Source organism: Aminomonas paucivorans DSM 12260, from assembly GCF_000165795.1.
GTDB classification, from domain to species: domain Bacteria; phylum Synergistota; class Synergistia; order Synergistales; family Synergistaceae; genus Aminomonas; species Aminomonas paucivorans.
Genome location: NZ_CM001022.1, coordinates 255,510 through 276,191, shown reverse-complemented (window position 1 = coordinate 276,191; position 20,682 = coordinate 255,510). Strand labels below are relative to the sequence as shown.

Sequence of the window (20,682 nt, the reverse complement as noted above, 5' to 3'; positions counted from 1 at the left end):
GGTGTCCCCATGGCCAAGAAACAGGCGAAGCTGGAGGAACTGTTGGGCGCAGAGGCCAAGGAACTGCTGACCCATCGGTGCGCAGGCATCCCCAAGGACCAGATCCACCTGCCCGGACCGGACTTCGTGGACCGGGTCTTCCTCCCCTCGGACCGTTCCGTGCCGGTGCTGCGGTCCCTGCAGCAGCTCTTCGGCCACGGAAGGCTGGGGGGCACGGGCTACCTGTCCATCCTGCCGGTGGACCAGGGCATCGAGCACTCCGCCGCAGCCTCCTTCGCCCCCAACCCCCTCTACCTGGACCCGGAGAACATCGTGCGCCTGGCCCTGGAGGCGGGGTGCAACGCCGTGGCCAGCACCCTGGGGGTCCTGGGGTCCGTGGCCCGCAAGTACGCCCATAAGATCCCCTTCGTCCTGAAGCTCAACCACAACGAGCTTCTCTCCTACCCCAACCAGCACGACCAGACCCTCTTCGCCTCGGTGGACCAGGCCTGGAACATGGGGGCGGCGGCGGTGGGAGCCACGATCTATTTCGGCTCTCCCGAAAGCCGTCGACAGATCCTGGAGATCTCCGAGGCCTTCCACCACGCCCATGAGCTGGGCATGGCCACCATCCTGTGGTGCTACCTGCGCAACCCCGCCTTCGTGCAGGGCAAGACGGACTACCACGTCAGCGCGGACCTCACGGGACAGGGAAACCACCTGGGGGTGACCATCGAGGCGGACCTGATCAAGCAGAAGCTGCCGGAGAACAACGGGGGGTTCCGGGCACTGAAGTTCGGGAAGACCGACGACCGGGTCTACGGGGACCTGGTGCCGGACCACCCCATCGACTGGGTACGCTGGCAGGTGGCCAACTGCTACATGGGCCGCATGGGGCTCATCAACTCCGGCGGGGCCTCCGGGTCCCGGGACCTGGAGGAGGCGGTGCACACCGCGGTGCTCAACAAGCGGGGGGGCGGCACGGGGCTCATCCTGGGGCGCAAGGCCTTCCAGAAGCCCTTCAAGGAGGGGGTCGCCCTCATCCAGGCGGTGCAGGACGTGTACCTGAACCGGGACGTCACGGTGGCCTAGGGCGTGAAGCCCCGTGGATGCGCGGGGGGGGCGGGGGCGACCCCGCCCCCCCCGGTTCGTCCCCCCCGCCGCTGGTCCTTCGCCGGGTGGGCCCTCGCCCTGGCGCTCCTGGACCAGGGGGTGAAGGCCCAGGTGCTGCGCCTGGGCGCGGAGGGGCTCCTCCCTCGGGACGCCGGGTGGGCCGCCCTGGCCCCCTCCCTCAACAGGGGGGTGGCCTTCTCCCTGGGGGCCTCCGGGGGGTGGGGCCTCCTCCTGGCCCTGGGGGGCCTCGCCGCCCTGGGGGCGCTCTCGGCGCGGCTGCGTTCCTCGCCCCTGCGGTGCCCCGAGCTGGCCCTCCTCTGGGGAGGGGCCCTGGGCAACCTGACGGACCGGTTCCTCCGGGGAGGGGTGGTGGACTACCTGGCGCTGCGCCACCCCCTCCCCCTGCCTTCCCTGAACCTGGCGGACCTGTTTCTCTCCGCCGGGGCCCTTCTGCTGCTTGCGGACCTTCTGAGGCCCCCGGGGAAGGATCCCTCTAGCGCCCCTCCACCTGGATGATCCGGGTCTTGCCGGAGGAGAAGACCTGCTTGCCCAGAGCTTCCAGCCCCGCCTCGTCCAGGGTGGGGAACTTCTTCCGTTCGATCTCCCCCACCACGATGTACCGGATGCCGTAGCGGTCCAGCACCTTCCGGGCCTCGGGAGATCCGGGGCTTTCGTACACCCGGCGCACCTCCCCCTCCCGGTCCCGGGGTACCTGGGGGTCCCCCCGCCAGAGCCACTCGTGGACGTACCACCCCTGCACCGTGGGCAGCCCCGTGGCCATGGAGATGCGTCCGTGGTCGGAGTAGCTGTCCCCGTAGGCCTCCAGGATGGCCACCTGCCGGGGCTCCCGGTCCCGAAGCCACAGGGCCGCCGCATAGTCCCCCGCATCCTTGGCCTTCAGGAAGGCCAGACCGTCCAACCCCCGATAGTCCCCCCGGGCGGGAGGGGCGTAGCCTCCCGACACCGCCAGGGGGGGGTAGAAGAGGGGCATGGCCAGAAGCAGCGCCCCGGCCATGAGGCCGGGGATCCGCACCAGCGGCCGCTCCAGGGAGGAGAGCACCCGCCCGGCGGCGTAGGCGCTGCCCAGGGCCAGGAGGATGAAGGCCTGGTAGGTGAACTTGAACATGGTGTTGGCCCGGGCGTAGCCGTTCTCGTAGATGTCCCGGAGGTAGACCAGCTCCGGCACCAGCACCAGAAAGGCCCCGTAGGCGAAGAGCAGCAGGCCGAACCGGTCCGGCTCCGACAGGCGGGTGGGGATCCCCTCCCTGCGGCGGCGACGCCCCTCCAAGAACAGAAAGCCCCCCAGCACCAGGGCCCACAGGGCGGGGCCGCCCCAGAGCACCCCCAGCTGCCACAGGGGGGTGTGGTCCTTCGCCACCCCGATGCCCTTGGCGATGGAGGAAAAGTGCAGGGTGAAGGGCAGAAGGACGATCTGGCTCACCCCCAGGGCCAGAAGGCCCCATCGGGCCGCGGCGACGAACCGCGCCGCCAGCTCCTTCCCCGAGAGGTTCCGCAGGGGCAGGAGGAAGGCGGTCCAACAGAGGAGCCCCCAGTAGATGGGGTAGTCCCAGGCGTTGGTCATGAAGAGGATCCCCAAAAGCAGCCCCGGGAGCAGCTCCGGCCAGCCCCGGGGAAGCAGGTCCCGCCAGGTGCGAGAGAGGGGACGGCGGAACCGGGGCACCAGACACCAGGCCAGGCTGACCAGGGCCAGGACCAGGGGAATGGCCAGGACGTGTCCGTGCAGGTCCGACACCACGAAGGAGTAGACGGGGAACTCGTGGATGGTCTTGTCGTTGGTAGGAGGGAAGTACCCGATGAACCGGGTGGCGTCGGGGTACCAGTAGGCCTTCACCTCCCCGGAGTACAACCCCGCCTGCTTGGCCAGGGGCAGGGCGTAGCCGTAGAGGAAGCCGTGGAGGTTCCCCCCCAGGGCCACCAGGGAGGCGGCCAGGAACCCCGCCACCAGGGCGTTGCGGAAGTTCTGCCCCCGCAGGCGGCGCACCAGGCTGTAGACCAGCGCCAGGGGCACCATGCAGGCCAGGGCGCACAGGGTGGCCAGCATGAGGTTGTAGGCCCGCTCCGGGGCGATCCCGGAAAGGCGCGTGACGAAGGCGGCGGTGACGTGCCCGAAGTAGTAGTAGTTGATCCCCGACCCGGCCTGCCACATGTCCACGGGGGGCATGGAGACGGCCTTGAGGGCGGCGTTGAGGAAGCCGAAGTCCATGAACTTCTCCAGGTCCAGGATGTCCGGGCGGAAGGACCGCAGCAGGGCCCAGGCCCCCCCGGCGAAGAGCAGCACCCCCTCCTCCGTCAGGAAGAGGGCCCGGCGCCGTCGCAGGGTGCGGAGCAGCTCGTCCCGCATCCCCCGGCCCCGCCAGACCCCCAGCCCCACCAGGACCGCCGCGGAGACCCAGCAGGCGGTGGCGAAGGGAAGGAGCTTCAGGGAAGAGAGCAGCCAGGCCCCGTAGGCCCCCAGGAAGGGCCCCGTCGCCCGGGCCACCCCCCAGCCCCGGTCGCCCAGGCGACGACAGAGGGGGAACACCAGGGGGTAGGTCGCCGCCCCCAGGAGGGTGAGCACCCCCCACCACACCACCAGGCGCCCTCCCTCCCGCAGGAGGAGGTCCCCCAGCAGCACCAGCACCCGGCCCAACACCTCCAGGGCGTGCATGCTACAGCCCCCTCCGGACGTCGCGGCGCATCTCTTCCGCCGCCTCCCGTCCCAGCCGGACGGCGTAGCTCTGCCCCCGGTCCTCCGGGTAGATCTGGGACATGGAGGCCAGGTAGAGCCCCTTCAGGGGGGTGCGAAGGTCCGGAATCCGTCCGCTGTACCCCAGTCCCACCACGGGCTGGGCGTATCGTTCCCGGGAAAGGTGGCTCTCCGTCACCAGGTCGGGGTAGAAGAGGGGGTACAGGTCCGTGAGGGACTCCAGGAAGCGGGCCACCACCGTCTCGTCGTCCGCCGAGAAGAGGGGGTCCGTCGCGTCCAGGTACCGGGAGAGGTAGAGCACCGTGCCGCCGTAGGCGGCGGGATCCACCAGCCGGGTGTGCTCAATGGCCGCCACGAAGGGGCAGTCCTCCCGAGCCACGGAGATCCAGTAGAAGGGAGAGAGAGGCGGCCCCTCCAGCTTGAGGCACAAACACAGGTTCGCCTGGTAGGGCAGCTCCCCCAGGGAGGCGGCGTAGTCCCCCGGCAGGTCCGGGGCCAGGGGAGGCAACAGCGCCGGGGCGGCGGCGAAGAGCACCTGGTCGAAGGACTGGAGGCTTCCGGAAACGGAAAGCTCCACCCCCTCCTCCCGGGGGACGATCCGGTCCACCCTCTCCCCCAGGCAGATCCGGCCGCCCAGGGTGCGGATCCGCCGGGCCACCTCGTCCCAGAGCACCCCGAAGCTCCCCTCCAGGTAGCCCAGTTCCTCGTTCTTCAGGTCCTTGGAGCGGCTGCCCCCCCGGAGGACCAGCTTGTTCCACAGCCACACCGCCGCCACGTCCTCCGCGGAGTCCCCGAACTTGGAGCGCATGAGGGGCCCCCAGAGGGTCTCCCACACGTCCCGCCCCGCGCCCGCGCAGACCCAGTCCCGGGCGGTGATCCCCTCCAGGGTCTTCCAGTCCTTCACCCGCTTGGCCCCCAGCACCTGGAGGCCGAAGCGCACCCGCCCGGCAAGGGACAGGGGACGAAAGCGCAGCAGGTCCCCGGGAGTGGTGAAGCGGTACAGCCCCTGGGGCACCCAGAGGGCGTTGATCGGGGCCTTCCAGCGAAGCCGGGCCCCCAGGTTCATCTCCTCCACCAGGGACACCAGGTCCGTGTCGCTGTTGAAGCAGTGGTGGTAGAACGACTCCAGACGGGTTCCCCCCATCTGGAAGGTGCGCACCATGCCCCCCGCCTCCGGGGAGCGGTCGAACACCGTCACCTTCTCCCCCGCCCGGGCAAGCCTGTAGGCCGCGGTGAGCCCCGTGACCCCCGCGCCGATGATCCCGATGTTCAAGGGCCTTTCCTCCTTCGGGTGGACACAAACTGCTTCGATTCTAAGGCACGCCGGAGGGTTTGCGGGACCACCCCACGAAAAAGGCCCCCGGGGGATCCGGGGGCCTCGGACAGAGCTGGGAGCCTACTGCTCGCTGCGCTTGAAGTAGTGAGTATGGAGCAGGTGGTGGGACACCTCGCCCAGGGGCTTGCCCAGGAACTCCTCGTAGAGCCGGATGATGTCCGGGTTCTCGTGGGACTTCCGGATGGGTTTGTTTCGATCCTCTCGGTAGATGGCCTCGGCGCGCTTCTTCACGATCTCCAGGTTGCCGTGGTGGTAGGGCTGGCCGCCGCCGCCCACGCAGCCGCCGGGACAGGCCATGATCTCGATGGCGTGGAAGGGCTCCACCTCTCCCTTCCTGACCGCCTCCAGAAGCCGCCGGGCGTTGCCCAGGCCGTGGGCGATGCCGATGTGCAGCGTCAGATCTCCCACGGGGAGCTTCGCCTCCCGGCATCCCTGGAAGCCCCGAAGGGCGGTGAAGTCCACGGAATCCAGGGGCTGCTTGGTCGCCCACTCCACGGCAGAGCGCACCGCCGCCTCGATGACCCCGCCGGTGGTGCCGAAGATGACCGCGGCGCCCGTGGACTCGCCCAGGGGCTTGTCGAAGTCCTCGTCGGGCAGAGCCAGGAAGTCGATGTTGGCCCGTTTGATGAGATGCGCCAGCTCCCGGGTGGAGATGGAGATGTCCACGTCGGGGTTCCCGTTCTCGGCGAATTCGGGTCGGGAGCACTCGTACTTCTTCGCCAGGCAGGGCATGATGGAGACCACCACCATCTTCTCCCGGGGGATCCCCAGCTTCTGGGCGAAGTAGCTCTTGGCGATGGCCCCGAACATCTGCTGGGGGGACTTGGCCGTGGAGGGCACGTCCAGCATGTCGGGGAACTGGTGCTCGAAGAACTTCACCCAGGCGGGGCAGCAGGAGGTGAGGATGGGAAGCCGCACGTCCTTGTCCCCGTTCAGGTGTCGGGTGAGGCGGTCCAGGAACTCCGAGGCCTCCTCCATGATGGTGAGGTCCGCGGCGAAGTCCGTGTCGAAGACGTGGTCGAAACCCAGGGCCCGAAGGGCCGCGGCCATCTTGCCCGTCACCAGGGTGCCGGGCTCCAGACCGAACTCCTCCCCCAGGGCGGCGCGCACCGCCGGGGCAGTCTGCACCACCACCACCTTCTCCGGGTCCGCCAGGGCCTCAATGACCTGCCAGGAGTAGTCCCGCTCCACCAGCGCCCCGGTGGGGCACACGGCGGCACACTGGCCGCAGAAGGTGCACACCGACTCCTCCAGGGGCTTCTCGAAGGCCGGAGCCACCACGGAGGTAAAGCCCCGGTTCACCCCGGAGAGCACCCCCACGGTCTGGACCTCGTTGCACATGGTCTCGCAGCGCCGACACATGACGCACTTGTCCATGTCCCGCTCCAGGGAGGGAGAATGGTCCTTTTTGTAGGTGGACTGCAGGCCCCCCTCGTAGCGGTTCTCCCGCAGGCAGAAGCGCTCCGCCATCTCCTGGAGTTCGCAGTTGCCGCTCTTGGCGCAGGTGAGGCAGTCCTTCGGGTGGTCCGAAAGGAGCAGCTCCAGCACCGTCTTCCGGGCGTTGAGCACCCGGATGGTGTTCGTCTTGACCTCCATCCCCTCCACCGCCGGGGTGGCACAGGCGGGGGCCAGGTTGCGGCGCCCCTTCACCTCCACCACGCAGATCCGGCAGGATGCGCCCTTGTTCACCAGGCCTACCGCATGCAGATCCAGGTGGCACAGCGTGGGGATCTCGATGCCCAGGGCCTTCGCCGCGTCCAGGATGGTGGAGCCCTCGGGGACCTTGACGTACTTGCCGTCGATATTCAGGCTGATCATCGTTTCTGCCTCCCGCCCTCTAGCTCTTGGAGATGGCGCCGAACTTGCACGCGCTGAAGCAGGCGCCGCACTTGACGCACTTCTCCTGGTCGATGACGTGCGCTTCCTTCAGCTTGCCCGTCACCGCCCCGGCGGGACAGACCTTGGCGCACAGGGTGCATCCCTTGCACTTCTCCGGATCGATGACGTACTGCACCAGGTCCTTGCACTTGCCCGCAGGGCACCGATGATCCCGCACGTGGGCCAGGTACTCGTCCCCGAAGTTGTCCAGGGTGGACAGCACCGGGTTCGGGGCGGTCTGTCCCAGACCGCAGAGGGCCGTGTCCTTGATGACCAGGGCCAGCTCCCGAAGCCGGGCCAGGTCCTTCTCCGTGCCCTTGCCCTGGGTGATCTTCTCCAGGATCTCGTGCATCCGCTTGTTGCCCACCCGACAGGGGGTGCACTTGCCGCAGGACTCCTCCACGGTGAACTCCAGGTAGAACTTGGCCACCGAGACCATGCAGTTGTCCTCGTCCATGACGATCATCCCGCCGGAGCCCATCATGGAACCCGCGGCGATGAGGTTGTCGAAGTCGATGGGGGTGTCCAGGTGCTTCTGGGTGAGGCAGCCCCCGGAGGGACCGCCGGTCTGCACGGCCTTGAAGGCCTTGCCGTCCCGGATGCCGCCGCCGATGTCGTAGATGACCTCTCGGAGGGTGGTGCCCATGGGCACTTCCACCAGCCCCACGTTGTTCACCTTCCCCGCCAGGGCGAACACCTTGGTGCCCTTGGACTTCTCCGTGCCGATGGAGGCGAACCAGTCCGCCCCCTTGAGGATGATGGGCGGCACGTTGGCGAAGGTCTCCACGTTGTTCACGTTGGAAGGCTTGCCCCAGAAGCCCTTCTCCGCCGGGAAGGGGGGCTTGCTGGTGGGCTCGCCCCGGTTGCCCTCCAGGGACTGGATGAGGGCGGTCTCCTCGCCGCAGACGAAGGCCCCGGCGCCGTAGCGCAGCTCGATGTCGAAGTCGAAGCCCGTGCCCAGGATGTCCTTTCCCAGCAGGCCGATCTCCCGAGCCGCCACGATGGCCTTCTGGAGGCGCTCCACCGCCAGGGGGTACTCGGCGCGGATGTACACCATGCCCTTGCTGGCGCCGATGGCGTAGCCGCAGATGGCCATGGCCTCCACCACAGAGTGGGGATCCCCTTCGAGGATGGACCGGTCCATGAACGCCCCGGGATCTCCCTCGTCGGCGTTGCAGATGACGTACTTCTGGTCCGCCCCGTACTTGCTGGCGATCTCCCACTTGAGCCCCGTGGGGAACCCGCCGCCACCGCGACCCCGGAGGCCGGACTTCTTCACCGTGTCCACCACGTCGGCGGGCTTCATGGTGGAGAGCACCCGTCCCAGGGCCTCGTAGCCGTCCCGGGCGATGTATTCCTGCACGTTCTCCGGATCCAGGAAGCCGCAGTTCCGGAGGGCGATGCGCATCTGCTTCTTGTAGAAATCCATGTGCTTGGAGTCGGCGACGTGCTCCCGGGTCTCCGGGTCCTGGTAGAGCAGGCGGTCCACCTTGCGCCCCTTGACGATGTGCTCCGCCACGATCTCCCCCGCGTCCTCCGGGGTCACCTTCACGTAGAAGGTGTTGTCCGGGGCCACCTTGACGATGGGCCCCTGCTCGCAGAAGCCGAAGCAGCCCGAGAGGACCACCTTCACTTCGTTCTCCAACCCCTGTTCCTTGAGGGCGTCCTTCAGGGCCTGGGCCAGCACGTCGCTCTGGGAAGAAATGCAGCCCGTGCCGCCGCAGACCAGGATGTGCATCTTCATCTGAGCCATGATCGTCCAGCGGCCCCCTTATTCGTGGGAGGTGCGGTAGCTTACGGGGATGACCCCGTCCACCAGCTCGCCCTTTTCGATGGTGTGGTCGAAGATCTCCTTGATGCGTTCCCGTCCCTTCACGTTGCCGTAGGTCACCGGCTCCTCTCCGGGGCGGGTGATCATGATGGTGGGCTCGGAGTGGCAGAGGCCCATGCAGCCGCACTGGGTGAACACCACGTTGTCCAACCCCCGGGCCTTGGCCTCCTCCATCATCTCCGACATGGTCTCCCGGGCGCCGGAGGCGATCCCGCAGGTGGCCATGCTGACCTTCACGTCGATGAGGTTCTCGATGTTCTGGCCCTTCTCGCGAAGGTCCGTGCCGTCCTTCATCTGCTGCTTGATCTTGCGCAGTTCGTCGAGGGAGCGGATCTTCTCAGACATGACAGGAACACACCTCCTGGGAAGCGGTCTGGGTCACGGGGCGGTAGGGAGCGATGATCCCCGGGATCTGGGCGGGAGTCAGGCGTCCGTAGACCTTGCCGTTGATGATGACCACCGGCGCAAGGCCGCAGGCCCCCACACACCGCAGGGTATCCAGGGAAAAATGCCCGTCGGCGCTCACCTGCCCCGCCTTGATCCCCAGGACTTTCTCCAGCTCCGCCAGCACTTCCTCGGCCCCCCGGACGTAGCAGGCCGTTCCCATGCACACCGACACCACCACCTTGCCCTTGGGCACCATGGTGAAGAAGGAGTAGAACGTCACCACCCCGTAGACCTTCGCCAGGGGGATGTCCAGCTTCTTCGCCACGAAGGCCTGCACCTCCTCGGGCAGATACCCGAAGATGCCCTGGGCCTTGTGGAGCACCGTGATGAGCTCCCCGCGCTTTTCCGGAAGCCCGTCGATGAAGGCCCCCAACTCCTGGTACTGAGGATTGTTTTCACCGCAGCTCATCGCTTTACCTCGCCTCCTTTATAGTGCTTCTGTTCGATCCTTGCCCTATCATACCCTGCCCACGCCTTCCCGAGGTAACGTCCACGGTTTCACAAAATAAAGGCGTCCACGATGATACCTCACACCCCGGATCCTCACAAGGTGCTTTGACCCATACAAAAAAACGCAATTTTGCTTTTCTCAAAGGCAAACACCCCCTGTTTTTTCCGCAATCCAGGCTAAGGGGAAAGCGGAGTTATTGCAACAAAGTTTCAGGAAATTGGAGGGACTCTTCCTCCTCCGTCAAGGCTACAATGCCAAGAAAAGGAGGCGACCCCATGGAAACGCCGGTACGTCGGATGGAGATCCTTCGGGCCTTTCGGGACGGCACCTGCCGCCCCTGGACGGACGAGCTGCTGGAGGAGGTTCCCCTGACCCTGGAGGTGGACGGGCTGGAGGAGGCACAGGTGATCCTCACCCGGGGGAACGAGGAACTCTGGGCCCTGGGAAACCTGGCCTGTCGCAGACGCATCCTCTCCCGGGAGGACGTGGAGGACCTCTCCCTGGAGCCGGGACGGGTCCGGGTGACCCGAAGGACCCCCCGAGAGGGCATCCCTCCCCTGGCCCGGAGGCTGCACACCGCCGCCACCCGGTTGGTGGACCCCAAGGACCTGGAGGCGGCGCGTCTGGGTCCCCTGAAGGTGCGGTGGTCCCTGCCCTTCGCCTCCCTGGAAGGGGTTGTGGCGCAGCTGGCGGAGGGTCCTCTCTTTCGGAAGACCGGCAGCGTCCACGTGGCGGTGCTCGTCTCGACGACCACCTCGAGGCGTTTCCTGGTGGAGGACGTGGGGCGACACAACGCGGTGGACAAAGCGGTGGGGTGGGCTCTGAAGGAAGGGTTGGAACCGGAGGACTGCTTCCTTGCCGTCTCGGGACGCCTCCCGGCGGACATGGTCTACAAGGCGCAGGGGGCGCGGATTCCCCTCCTGGCCAGCGTCTCCGCCGCCACAGCCGCAGGGGTGGACGCGGCCCGAAGGGGAGGGATCACCCTGGTGGGCTTCGCCCGGGAGGGACGGATGAACGTGTACGCGTGGCCGGAGCGGATCGAAGGGTTGACGGAACCTGGGGCTATCGGGACTCCCGGAACCGCTCCAGCTGCAGAGGGGTGTTGATCCCCTCGAAGGATCGGCGGTGTCCCGGAAGGTCCGCGAAGGCCTCCTCGGGCACCACCTGCACCGGCACCTGGGGGTAGAAGCTCTTCAGCTTGTGGTCCTTGCGGGCCAGGGCCTCCTCCGCGAAGGGAAGACAGGAGCGGGAGTAGAAGGCGTGGAGCGGTTCCAGGTAGCCCTCCCTCTCCCAGCAGAGAACCCCTTCCTCCCGTTCCCGCAGGGCCCACATGCGCCGAACCAGGGGCTCCTGGATCCAGGGCATGTCGCACCCCATCAGGAAGGCCCAGGGGGAATCCATCTCCCGCAGCCCCGCGACCAACCCCGCCAGGGGACCCTTTCCCGGGGCCCGGTCCACCACCACCCGCACCGGGGAGGCCCAGGACCGACCCTCCAGCAGAAGGGACAGGGACGAGGCGTCCTTGGGCCCCACCGCCAGGAGGACCTCCCGAAACCAGGGACAGATCCGATCCAGGACGCAGTGGAGCAGCAGCAGCCCGTCCACCGCCAGGAAGAGCTTGTTGCCTCCCATCCGGCGGCCCTCTCCCCCCCCTAACACAATGGCGGAAGCGGGGATCGCCCCGCCTCCGCCCAAGGAGTTCTTCCGCTTGGGGACCACGGCTACTCCATGTTTTCCAGGTTCTTTTGGAAGACCAGGTAGTAGGCCACCGCCACGAAGAGGATGCCTCCCACCATGTTCCCCAGGGTGACGGGGATCAGGTTGTGCAGGTAGCCCCCCAGACCGACGGAGGCCAGCTTCTCCGGGGCCAGCTCCGCGGCGGCCACCACCGCGGCGTCGCCCTTGGCAAAGATCCCCAGGGCCATGAAGTACATGTTGGCGATGCTGTGTTCGAAACCGGAGGCGACGAAGGCCATGATGGGGAAGAAGATGGAGAAAACCTTGCCGACGATGTCCTGGGCGGCCATGCTCATCCACACCGCCATCACCACCAGCCAGTTGCAGAGGATGCCCCGGAAGAAGGCCTGATCCATGGAAAGGTTCATCTTGGCGGAGGCGATCTTCAGGGCGTTGACCCCCACCGCGCCGGTGTCCATGCCTCCCAGGTGGACCAGCAGGGCCACCAGGAGGGAGCCGATGAGGTTGGCGGTGTACACCCAGAACCAGTTGCGCAGCATCCCGCTGAAGGTGGCGCAGCCCGCCATGACCCCCATGGGCATGAGGCAGTTCCCCGTGAACAGCTCCGCTCCGCCGATGACCACCAACATGAGTCCCACGGAGAAGACCGCCCCGCCCAGGAACTTCGTCACCCCCACCCCGGCGTACTTCGCCAGGTCCTGGGTGACCACGGTGTTCAGAAAGCCTCCGAAGGCGATGTAGGCCCCCGCCAGGATGCCCATGATGAGCATCTGGGGGACCGACCAGGCGCACTTGGCCTTGGCGACGGCGCAGCCGGACTTGGCCAGCTCCGCAGGGGTCTTGAAATTCATGACTTTTGATCTCCCTCCTATGGTTTGGATGGGGAGGGAGGGGGCGCAGCGCCCCGCTCCCCCCTCCTCGGTTCCGTCAGACCTTTTCCACCCGAACCGCGCTGACCTTGTAACCCGGAGTCTCCGAATCCGGGTCGATCACCGCGGCGGTGAGGACGTTGGCCGAAGCCTCGCCGAAGTGGAAGGGCAGGAAGACCATCTTCGGGGGGACCCGGTCGGTGACCTTTGCCTTGCCCTCCACGCTGCCCCGGCGGGACGTGACCCGGACCAGCTGCCCCTCCTCCAGGCACAGGGCCGCCGCGTCGGCGGGGTGCACCTCCACGTACAGCTCCTTGACGAACTCTCCCGGGGCGCTCCGTCGGGTCATGCTCCCGGAATGGTAGTGGTACAGAAGACGTCCCGTGGTGGCCAGGTACGGGTACTCCTCGTCGGGCCACTCGTGGGGAGCCTTCCACTCGCAGGGGGAGAAGGTGGCTTTCCCGCCCTGACGGGGGAACTTCTCCGTGTGCAGGATCGGCGTTCCCGGATGCTCCGGGGTGGGGCAGGGCCACGCCAGCCCCTTCTCCTCCAGGCGGCGGTAGCTCATGCCGCCGTAGCTCGGGGTGACCCGGGCCAGATCGTCGAACACCTCCGAGGCGCTGCGGAAGTTCCAGGGCGCCCCCAGGCGCACGGCGATGTCCTGCAGGATCTCCCAGTCCCCCCGGGCCTCCCCCGGAGACTCCACCGCCTTGCGGACCCGCTGGACCGTACGGGCGGTGTTGGTGAAGGTGCCGTCCTTCTCCCCCCAGCAGGCGGCGGGCAGGACCACGTCCGCCATCTGCGCCGTCTCGGTGAGGAAGATGTCCTGCACCACCAGGAGGTCCAGCTTCTCCAGGCTGTGGCGCACGTGGTTCGTATCGGGGTCCGTCACCATGGGGTTCTCCCCCATGATGAACAGCCCTTTCAAGGTGCCGCTTCCCGCCGCCTCCATCATCCGCACCAGGGTCATCCCCGGCCCGGCGGGAAGTTCCGCCCCCCAGAGTTTGCCCATCTTCTCCCGGGACTGGGGGTCCGCCACCTTCTGGTAGCCCGAGTACACGTCGGGCAGACAGCCCATGTCGCAGGCCCCCTGCACGTTGTTCTGCCCCCGAAGGGGGTTCACCCCCGTGCCCGGGCGCCCCAGCATGCCGCACAGAAGGGCCAGGTTGGCCATGCTCCGCACGTTGTTGGTTCCCGTGACGTGCTGGGTGATCCCCATGGTGTAGAAGATCGCCGAGTTGGGCCCCTTCGCGTAGATCCGGGCTGCCTCTTCGATCAGCTCCGGGGCCACCCCGGTGATCTCCGAGACCACCTCGGGGGTGTAGGAAGCCACCTGGGCCTTCAGTGCCTCGAAGTTCTCCACCCGCTGGGCGAGGAAGGCCTCGTCCTGCAGGTTGTCCCGCAGGATGACGTGCATCAGCCCGTTCACCAGGGCCACGTCGGTGCCGCTCTTCTGCCGCAGGTACACGTCGGCGTACTCCGCCAGCTCGATCTTCCGGGGATCGCAGACGATGAGCTTCGCCCCCGCCCGGCGACGCTCCTTGATCCAGGAGCCGATGACCGGGTGGGCCTCCGTGGTGTTGGAACCGATGACGAACAGCACGTCCGCCTTCCGGATGGACCGGAAATCGTTGGTCATGGCGCCGCTTCCGAGGGTCTCACCGAGACCCTTCACGGTAGCGCTGTGTCAGAGATGGGCACAATGGTCCACGTTGTTTGTGCCGATCACCTCCCTCGCCAGCCTCTGGAGCAGGTAGTTCTCCTCGTTGGTGCACCGGGCGGAGGAGAAGAAACCGATGGTATCCGGGCCGTGCTGCTCCCGGATGTGCCCCAGCCCTCCCACCACCGCGTTGAGGGCCTCTTCCCAGGTGGCCTCGCGCAGGACGCCGTTCTCCCGGATCAGCGGCCTGGTGAGGCGCTCCTCGCTGTGCACGAACTGCCAGGCGAATCGCCCCTTCACGCAGCTCCGCCCCTCGTTCAGGGCGCTTTTGCTCTCGTAGTCCGTGGTGACGTTGGCGATCTTTCCGGTCTTGGCGTTCACCTGGATGTGGAGTTCACACCCCACCCCGCAGTAGGAACAGGTGGTCTTCACGGACCGCATCTCCCAGGGCCGACCCAGCCCCCGGGCGGTCTTTTCCGAAAGCGCCCCCACCGGGCACACCTGGACGCACTGGCCGCAGAAGGTGCAGTCCGAGTGCTCCAGGTCGACCCCCACGGGAGGCTGGACCATGGTCTTGATCCCCCGGTTCTGGAAGTCGATGGCGTGGTACTGGGCCAGGCTGTCGCAGGCCCGGATGCACCGACCGCAGAGGATGCACTTGTTCATGTCCCGGACGTAGAACGGGTTGGCGTCCTCCAGGGCGTACTTCGTGCAGGTGTCCCCCTCCTCCGCGAAGGGAGACTTCTGGATCCCCAGCTCGTAGGCCACGTCCTGAAGCTCGCACTTCCCGTTGCTGGAACAGCTGAAGCAGTCCAGGGGATGACGGATCAGGAGAAGCTCCACCACCGCCCGACGGGCCTCCAGGACCCGGGGCGAATGGGTGTGCACCACCATCCCCGGGCTCAGGGGAGTGGAACAGGCGGTCAGCAGCTTCGGGTTCTTCTCCACCTCCACCAGGCACACTCGGCACGCCCCCACGGCCTTGAGTACCGGATGGTCGCACAGGGTCGGGATGTGGATCCCGTGGGCCCTGGCAGCCTGAAGGATCGTCATCCCCGGTTCCGCGACGATCGTTCGACCGTTGATGATTGCTTCGATTCCTTGCATACCCTCTCAACCCTCTCTCTTTAGCGCTTTAGCGTCGGGAAATAGCCTTCACGGGACAGGCCTCCGCGCAGGCACCACACTTGACACACTTCTCCGCGTCGATCACGTGGGGCTTCTTGATCTCCCCGGTGATGGCGTTCACGGGACAGACCCGGGCGCACTTGGTGCAGCCGATGCACTTGGCGGGGTCGATGACGAAGCTCGTCAGGGCGACGCAGGCTCCGGCGGGACACTTCTTGTCCTTGATGTGGGCCTCGTACTCGTGCCGGAAGTAGCGGATGGTGGTGAGCACCGGGTTCGGGGCGGTCTGCCCCAGGCCGCAGAGGGACGCGTCCTTGATCTGGGTGCCCAGGTACTGGAGCTTTTCGATGTCCCCCTCCTGCCCCTTGCCTTCGGTGATCCGGGTCAGGATGTCCAGCATCTTCTTGGTGCCCTCCCGGCAAGGGACGCACTTGCCGCAGGACTCCGCCTGGGTGAACTCCAGGAAAAACTTGGCCACGTCCACCATGCAGGTGTCCTCGTCCACCACCACCAGTCCCCCGGAACCCATGATGGCCCCGGCGGCGGTGAGGGACTCGTAGCTGATGGGCAGGTCCAGGTGCTCCTCCGTGAGGCAGCCCCCGGAGGGTCCGCCGATCTGCACAGCCTTGAACTTCTTGTCGTTCAGGATGCCGCCGCCGATCTCGAAGACCACCTCCCGGATGGTGGTGCCCATGGGGACCTCCACCAGCCCGGTGTTCTTCACCTTCCCCGTGAGGGCGAAGACTTTGGTGCCCTTGGACTTCTCGGTGCCCACGGAGGCATACCAGGCTCCCCCGTGGAGGATGATCTGTGCCACGTTGGCCCAGGTCTCCACGTTGTTGATGTTGGAAGGCTTTTCCCACAGCCCCTTGTTGGCGGGGAAGGGCGGCCGGGGACGGGGCATGCCCCGCTGCCCCTCGATGGAGGCCATGAGGGCGGTCTCCTCGCCGCAGACGAAGGCCCCCGCCCCCTCCTTCACGTGGATCTCGAAGGAGAAGTCCGTGCCCATGATGTTCTTGCCCAGCAGGCCGTATTCCTCCGCCTGGGCGATGGCCTGGTGCAGCCGCTTGATGGCCAGGGGGTACTCCGCCCGGCAGTAGATGTAGCCCTCGTCGGCCCCCATGGCGTAGGCCCCGATGGCCATGCCCTCAAGGATGGCGTGGGGGTCCCCCTCCAGCAGGGAGCGGTCCATGAAGGCCCCGGGGTCCCCTTCGTCGGCGTTGCAGATGACGAACTTCTTGTCCCCCGGGGACTTCTTGCAGAACTCCCACTTCATCCCCGTGGGGAAGCCGCCACCGCCCCGCCCCCGCAGGCCGGAGGTCTTCATCTCGTTGATCACGTCGTCCCGGGAAAGATCCTGGAGCACCTTGGCCAGCCCCTGGTAGCCGTCCCGGCCGATGTACTCGTCGATGTTGTCCGGGTTGATGTAGCCGCAGTTGCGCAGGGTGATGCGCATCTGCTTGGAGTAGAAGGGCAGCTCCTTGTAGTGGGCCACCGCCTCGGCGGTGAGGTCCTCCTTGTGCAGAAGCCGCTGGACCACCCGCCCCTTGAGCAGGTGCTCCTCCACGATCTCCGCGGCGTCCTCGGGCTTCACGTGGGTGTAGAAGGTCCCCTCGGGGTACACCACCATGATGGGCCCGGCCTCGCACATCCCGTGACAGCCCGTCTGGACCAGGAGAATCTCTTTGTCCAGACCCTGCTTGCCCAGCTCCTTCTGCAGGGCCTCCTGAAGCTTGGCGCTGCCGCTGGAGACGCAGCCCGTGCCTCCGCAGACCAGTACGTGACTCCGGTATGTCGGCATGATCTTCTCGTCCTCCTACTCGGCCCGGCCGATGAGCTTGTCCTGCACGATCCGGCCGTTCACCAGGTGGTCCGCAACGATCCGGGGCACGTCCTGGGCCGTCACGCGGCCGTAGGTGATCCGGGGCTCCCCGGGACGGATCACGTCCAGGAGAGGCTCCTGCTGGCACATGCCGATGCACCCGGTCCCCTCCACGGAGACGTCCTTGAGTCCCCTCTTGTTCAGCTCCTCCATCACCGCCTCCATCACCGCCCGCGCCCCCGCGGCGATGCCGCAGGTCCCCAGGCCGATGATGATGCGGGTCTTTCCCTCGGACCTCGCGGACGTCTGGTCCTTCGCGTGCTCTTTGATCTTCCGCAGATCCTCGAGGCTCGTGATCTTCGCCACCGTGGTGTCCCCCTCCGAACTCGTGATTGGGTTACTCGTAATGGTCCAGGATTTCCTTGAGCTTCTCCGGAACCAGTCGGCCGTGGGTGTCCGAATCCACCATGATGACCGGCGCCAGACCGCACGCCCCGATGCAGGCCACCGGCTCCAGGGTATAGCGCAGGTCTTCGGTGGTGCCGTTCTCCTCCACCTTCAGGGACTCCTTGACGGTCTGAAGCAGCTTCAGGCTCCCCCGGACGTGGCACGCCGTCCCCCGGCACACCCGGATGATGTGACGACCCCGGGGCTTGAGGTGGAACTGGGCGTAGAACGTCACCACCCCGTAGATCTCCGCAAGCGGCACCGTCAGCTCCTCGGAAATCGTCTGGAGCGCCTCTGCCGGCAGATAGCCGAAGGCGTTCTGGGCCCCCTGCAGGATGGGGATCAACCCGCCCTTGCGGCCCTTCCAGGGAGCCACGATCTCCCGCGTCCTGGAAACGACCTCTTCTCTTTCCAGCATTCCCATACCTCCCATCGCCCTACGTTTCTCCAAACCCCCGAGGAGAAACACCCGATACCCCATTCCCGCAACTGCACCCCCTTAGATCCGGCCCTCCGGACCACCCCGAAAACCTCGGGAAGGGGGAAGAACCCCTCGCAAATCCGCCGCCCCTCCGAGAGAGGACGCCCCCGGAGGCGTTACTCCGGCATCCGGGAGGAATGGTGCTCCACGATCTCCCAGCGCTGTCCGTTCTTCCGGTAGACGAAGGTGAAGCGCCCCTGGATGGGGGGCTTATCGGGGAAGGAGAAGGTGTACACCCCCGAGTTGATGGCCAGGTCCCCGTAGACCCGCACGTTGGGTTCGTCGATCCGCCCACTGGGATGGCTTTCCATGAAATGGGCGAAGTAGTCCCGAATCTCCGCGAAATTGTGCCGCACCGCGTTGGACACCGTGGGCAACAGAATGGCGTCCGCCGCGTACAGCTTCGCCACCTCCCCGGGATCCCCGCTCTGCAGGGCCCGGTTCCATGCGTCGAAGCAGCCGAGAATCTCCTCCTGAACCTTCATGACAGACCTCCCATCTTCTCCTGCGCACTCCCTTGAAGTCCGCAGGCAGGACAAAACACGCCAAAGCCTGTTCCCAGGGGAACCGCTCCCGGGGAACAGACCTCCCTCCCCGTTTGGGGAGTAACGACCCTTGTTGGAATGCCGAGCAATGAGAAAAAGGATTTGAGAACTCCGGCGAAGGCCCTCCTTCGCCCCAGGATCCCCGTGGATCCTGCACACGCTGCCAGGGCTGTCCCAGCCCAGGGTGGGTCCCCCACGGGACCCGGTCGACCTAAAATTCACAAGATATGCAAACGAACCCTCTCCCTTTCGCGCTCGAAAAAGGACGGAAAGCGGGGATACGGCGTCGGCAATGGGGGAACGTAGGCCGGCTCGCCCGAAAAGAGCTCGGGGCAAGAGGAACGTGCGGCCACGACATTTGGATATATTATGCACAAATTTCCCGGAAGGGGCAAGGGCAAAGAAAGCCCCCCCTGTTCTTGCACAAGAAACCTCCGGTTCTCCGCGAAAGAAAAAAGGCCCCGCCCTTTCCGCTGCTCTGCACAAAACAGGGGACAGGATCCTCTCGGTCCGATCCGGTTTCTCCCCGGCCAGGCCCGTCGCACACAGGACCTCCGGTTTGTGCTTCTTGGCACCAGCTCTCGCTTTTCCGAATCCCGAGACGAAAAAGGACATCTTGGGCCCATCGGAAACCTCCGAGGCAATCCCGTTCCCCATGACGGGACTCCTTCACTCGACCCACGATCCCCCTCTCGATCGGGGTTTGGCGCAACCCGATCCCGAAGGTTTCCTCTCCCCCAGGAAACCGGCCTCCAGTGACATATTTCACAGATATGCTTGACACGCCCACCAAGTCTGAATGAAGATGGCTCTGTGTTGTGAATGGCCTGCGGCCTATCCTCCGCGAGAACCACAGGGGGGAGGATGCGCAGCCTGCACTCCCGAAGCACCGAGGCAGACTCCGGGGTTGGTGCCCCCGGGGCGCGGCGGCTTTCCGTTCTGCGGCGGACATCCGGCGGAGGACGGTTCGCGAGAAAACTCCTCGGCGGCGGGGAACTTCCTGTACTCGACCGAAGACCCCAAGTCTCCCCCCAGGGGGAGACCCCATAGAGCGCCTCCGAGCCGCATTGCCTGTCGGGCCCCGTGTCCGTGGTGTGCGGCCGATAGGGTGTGTCTGGAAACGGGCACGCCTCCCTTGTTTGGCAAGGAGAGCCGCACACCTGCGTCTTGACGTAGGGGGACTGTGCTCCTTGCATGGGGCACGGTCCCTTTTTTTATGGAAAGGCGGAATCGCGGTGAAGACACGTGAAGACTGAAACCCTCCCGGTCGAGCAGGCCGTCGGCAGAATCCTCTCCCATGACTTGACCCTCATCGATCCCGTGGGGGGATTCAAGGGCGCCCGCTTCCGCAGGGGGCACCGCATCGCGCAGGAGGACGTGCCCCTCCTCCTGCGCATGGGCAAGTCCCACATCCGCTTTCTGATGCTGGACCCGGAGGAGGTCCACGAGGACGAGGCAGCGCTCCTCCTGGGACGAAGGGTCCAAGGGGAAGGGCTGGAGCTTCGCGGACCTGAGGAGGGGAAATGCACCCTCACGGCGACCCGTCCCGGCCTGCTGCACTTTCGGGACGAGGACGTGGACTTCATCAACCAGGACCCCGACTGGATCTTCACCACCCGGGCCAACCGGACCGCCGTGAGCCTCGGGACCCTGACGGCGGCCTTCCGCATCGGCCCCCTGGCCGTCCAAAGAGAACAGGTGGACCGCGTGCTGGGGGTGGCCCCCCTTTCCGTTCTGCCCTGGAACCCCTTCCCCACCGCCCTGGTCACCACGGGGCGGGAGATCTACGAAGGGCTGGTGCAGGACGCCTTCCTGCCCAAGCTGCAAACCAAACTCGTACCCTACGGCGCTCCCCTGATGGGACACACCCTCTGCCCCGACGACGCCTCCGAGATCGCCCGGGCCGTCGCCGCGTGGCTGGACAAGGGGGCCCGGATCGTCCTGTGCACCGGAGGCATGAGCGTGGATGCGGACGACCAGACACCTCGGGCCATCCGCTCCCTCTGCGACCGGGTGGTTTTCCGAAGGGTCCCCCTGATTCCGGGGGCCAACCTGATGCTTGCCCAGAAAGGGGAGGCATTCCTCGTAGGCGTTCCCGCCTCGGCGGTTTTTGCACAACGGACGTCCCTGGACGTCCTTCTGGATCGTCTCTATGCGGGCACTCCTCCCACGGGAGAAGAGGTCCGACGTTGGGGAAGGGGGGGATTGTGCAGGAGCTGCGACGCGTGCTCTTACCCTGGATGCGCCTTTTCCGCGCGCAGTTGAGGAATCTTCCAAGGAAAGGAGTTTT

17 protein-coding genes and 1 riboswitch are annotated in these 20,682 nt (G+C 66.4%); of the genes, 4 read left to right on the top strand and 13 right to left on the bottom strand.

Translation table 11 applies throughout. The annotated features are described in order from the left end of the window. Window positions 1–9 precede the first annotated feature (9 nt). Window positions 10–1,071, top strand: coding sequence for a class I fructose-bisphosphate aldolase (locus APAU_RS01235; protein ID WP_006299832.1), 1,062 nt, complete (start codon window positions 10–12; stop codon window positions 1,069–1,071). Window positions 1,072–1,074: 3 nt separating this feature from the next. Beyond that, complete coding sequence (locus tag APAU_RS12355; protein WP_006299831.1) at window positions 1,075–1,608, top strand: signal peptidase II; 534 nt, start codon at window positions 1,075–1,077, stop codon at window positions 1,606–1,608. On the opposite strand, the gene APAU_RS01225 is transcribed toward APAU_RS12355, so the two are convergent. The 6 genes from APAU_RS01225 to APAU_RS01200 form a co-directional block, all read right to left on the bottom strand. Beyond that, entirely contained in the window at window positions 1,586–3,760 is a 2,175-nt protein-coding gene (locus APAU_RS01225) for a DUF2298 domain-containing protein (protein WP_006299830.1), read from the bottom strand. The genes APAU_RS12355 and APAU_RS01225 overlap by 23 nt on opposite strands. 1 nt (window position 3,761) lies before the next feature. Then, entirely contained in the window at window positions 3,762–5,072 is a 1,311-nt protein-coding gene (locus APAU_RS01220; RefSeq protein WP_006299829.1) for an NAD(P)/FAD-dependent oxidoreductase, read from the bottom strand. A 123-nt stretch (window positions 5,073–5,195) separates the two neighbouring features. Continuing rightward, window positions 5,196–6,953, bottom strand: a complete 1,758-nt coding sequence (locus APAU_RS01215) for an NADH-dependent [FeFe] hydrogenase, group A6 (RefSeq protein ID WP_006299828.1) — start codon at window positions 6,951–6,953, stop codon at window positions 5,196–5,198. A 19-nt stretch (window positions 6,954–6,972) separates the two neighbouring features. Beyond that, window positions 6,973–8,766, bottom strand: a complete 1,794-nt coding sequence (locus tag APAU_RS01210) for an NADH-quinone oxidoreductase subunit NuoF (RefSeq protein ID WP_006299827.1) — start codon at window positions 8,764–8,766, stop codon at window positions 6,973–6,975. An 18-nt stretch (window positions 8,767–8,784) separates the two neighbouring features. After that, on the bottom strand, window positions 8,785–9,189 hold the full coding sequence (locus APAU_RS01205) for a (2Fe-2S) ferredoxin domain-containing protein (protein WP_006299826.1): 405 nt from the start codon (window positions 9,187–9,189) through the stop codon (window positions 8,785–8,787). Then, window positions 9,182–9,700, bottom strand: coding sequence for an NADH-quinone oxidoreductase subunit NuoE family protein (locus tag APAU_RS01200; protein WP_006299825.1), 519 nt, complete (start codon window positions 9,698–9,700; stop codon window positions 9,182–9,184). The genes APAU_RS01205 and APAU_RS01200 overlap by 8 nt, the downstream gene beginning before the upstream one ends. Window positions 9,701–10,017: 317 nt before the next feature. On the opposite strand from APAU_RS01200, the gene APAU_RS01195 reads away from it, so the two are divergent. After that, on the top strand, window positions 10,018–10,848 hold the full coding sequence (locus APAU_RS01195) for a formate dehydrogenase accessory sulfurtransferase FdhD (protein WP_006299824.1): 831 nt from the start codon (window positions 10,018–10,020) through the stop codon (window positions 10,846–10,848). On the opposite strand, the gene mobA is transcribed toward APAU_RS01195, so the two are convergent. The 7 genes from mobA to APAU_RS01155 form a co-directional block, all read right to left on the bottom strand. Next, a complete protein-coding gene (gene mobA, locus APAU_RS01190; protein ID WP_269490266.1) occupies window positions 10,805–11,401 on the bottom strand; it encodes a molybdenum cofactor guanylyltransferase in 597 nt (198 codons plus the stop codon). The genes APAU_RS01195 and mobA overlap by 44 nt on opposite strands. A gap of 62 nt (window positions 11,402–11,463) precedes the next feature. Further along, on the bottom strand, window positions 11,464–12,291 hold the full coding sequence (locus APAU_RS01185) for a formate/nitrite transporter family protein (RefSeq protein ID WP_006299822.1): 828 nt from the start codon (window positions 12,289–12,291) through the stop codon (window positions 11,464–11,466). Window positions 12,292–12,367: 76 nt separating this feature from the next. Further along, entirely contained in the window at window positions 12,368–15,076 is a 2,709-nt protein-coding gene (gene fdhF / locus APAU_RS13745) for a formate dehydrogenase subunit alpha (protein WP_006299821.1), read from the bottom strand. 28 nt (window positions 15,077–15,104) lie between these two features. After that, the gene (gene nuoF, locus APAU_RS01170; RefSeq protein WP_006299820.1) at window positions 15,105–16,898 is read right to left on the bottom strand and encodes an NADH-quinone oxidoreductase subunit NuoF; all 1,794 of its coding nucleotides are present in this window, start codon (window positions 16,896–16,898) and stop codon (window positions 15,105–15,107) included. A 15-nt stretch (window positions 16,899–16,913) separates the two neighbouring features. Beyond that, window positions 16,914–17,285, bottom strand: coding sequence for a (2Fe-2S) ferredoxin domain-containing protein (locus APAU_RS01165; RefSeq protein WP_006299819.1), 372 nt, complete (start codon window positions 17,283–17,285; stop codon window positions 16,914–16,916). 31 nt (window positions 17,286–17,316) lie between these two features. Continuing rightward, window positions 17,317–17,784, bottom strand: a complete 468-nt coding sequence (nuoE, locus tag APAU_RS01160; protein ID WP_006299818.1) for an NADH-quinone oxidoreductase subunit NuoE — start codon at window positions 17,782–17,784, stop codon at window positions 17,317–17,319. A 179-nt stretch (window positions 17,785–17,963) separates the two neighbouring features. Beyond that, window positions 17,964–18,332 carry an SgcJ/EcaC family oxidoreductase gene (locus tag APAU_RS01155; RefSeq protein WP_006299817.1) on the bottom strand — a complete coding sequence of 123 codons (369 nt, stop codon included), beginning with the start codon at window positions 18,330–18,332 and terminating at the stop codon, window positions 17,964–17,966. A 1,115-nt stretch (window positions 18,333–19,447) separates the two neighbouring features. Beyond that, window positions 19,448–19,542: riboswitch (molybdenum cofactor riboswitch) on the top strand. 152 nt (window positions 19,543–19,694) lie between these two features. Between APAU_RS01155 and APAU_RS01150 the strand changes: the two genes are divergently transcribed. Next, entirely contained in the window at window positions 19,695–20,657 is a 963-nt protein-coding gene (locus APAU_RS01150; RefSeq protein ID WP_232207744.1) for a molybdopterin-binding protein, read from the top strand. The last annotated feature ends 25 nt before the right edge of the window (window positions 20,658–20,682 follow it).

Coding starts and splice junctions, on each gene's coding strand:
- nuoF (WP_006299820.1), bottom strand. CDS start 16,898: ATGCCGACATACCGGAGTCACGTACTGGTCTGCGGAGGCACGGGCTGC.
- nuoE (WP_006299818.1), bottom strand. CDS start 17,784: ATGCTGGAAAGAGAAGAGGTCGTTTCCAGGACGCGGGAGATCGTGGCT.
- APAU_RS01185 (WP_006299822.1), bottom strand. CDS start 12,291: ATGAATTTCAAGACCCCTGCGGAGCTGGCCAAGTCCGGCTGCGCCGTC.
- APAU_RS01215 (WP_006299828.1), bottom strand. CDS start 6,953: ATGATCAGCCTGAATATCGACGGCAAGTACGTCAAGGTCCCCGAGGGC.
- APAU_RS01210 (WP_006299827.1), bottom strand. CDS start 8,766: ATGGCTCAGATGAAGATGCACATCCTGGTCTGCGGCGGCACGGGCTGC.
- APAU_RS01195 (WP_006299824.1), top strand. CDS start 10,018: ATGGAAACGCCGGTACGTCGGATGGAGATCCTTCGGGCCTTTCGGGAC.
- APAU_RS01155 (WP_006299817.1), bottom strand. CDS start 18,332: ATGAAGGTTCAGGAGGAGATTCTCGGCTGCTTCGACGCATGGAACCGG.
- APAU_RS01200 (WP_006299825.1), bottom strand. CDS start 9,700: ATGAGCTGCGGTGAAAACAATCCTCAGTACCAGGAGTTGGGGGCCTTC.
- APAU_RS01235 (WP_006299832.1), top strand. CDS start 10: ATGGCCAAGAAACAGGCGAAGCTGGAGGAACTGTTGGGCGCAGAGGCC.
- APAU_RS01225 (WP_006299830.1), bottom strand. CDS start 3,760: ATGCACGCCCTGGAGGTGTTGGGCCGGGTGCTGGTGCTGCTGGGGGAC.
- APAU_RS01205 (WP_006299826.1), bottom strand. CDS start 9,189: ATGTCTGAGAAGATCCGCTCCCTCGACGAACTGCGCAAGATCAAGCAG.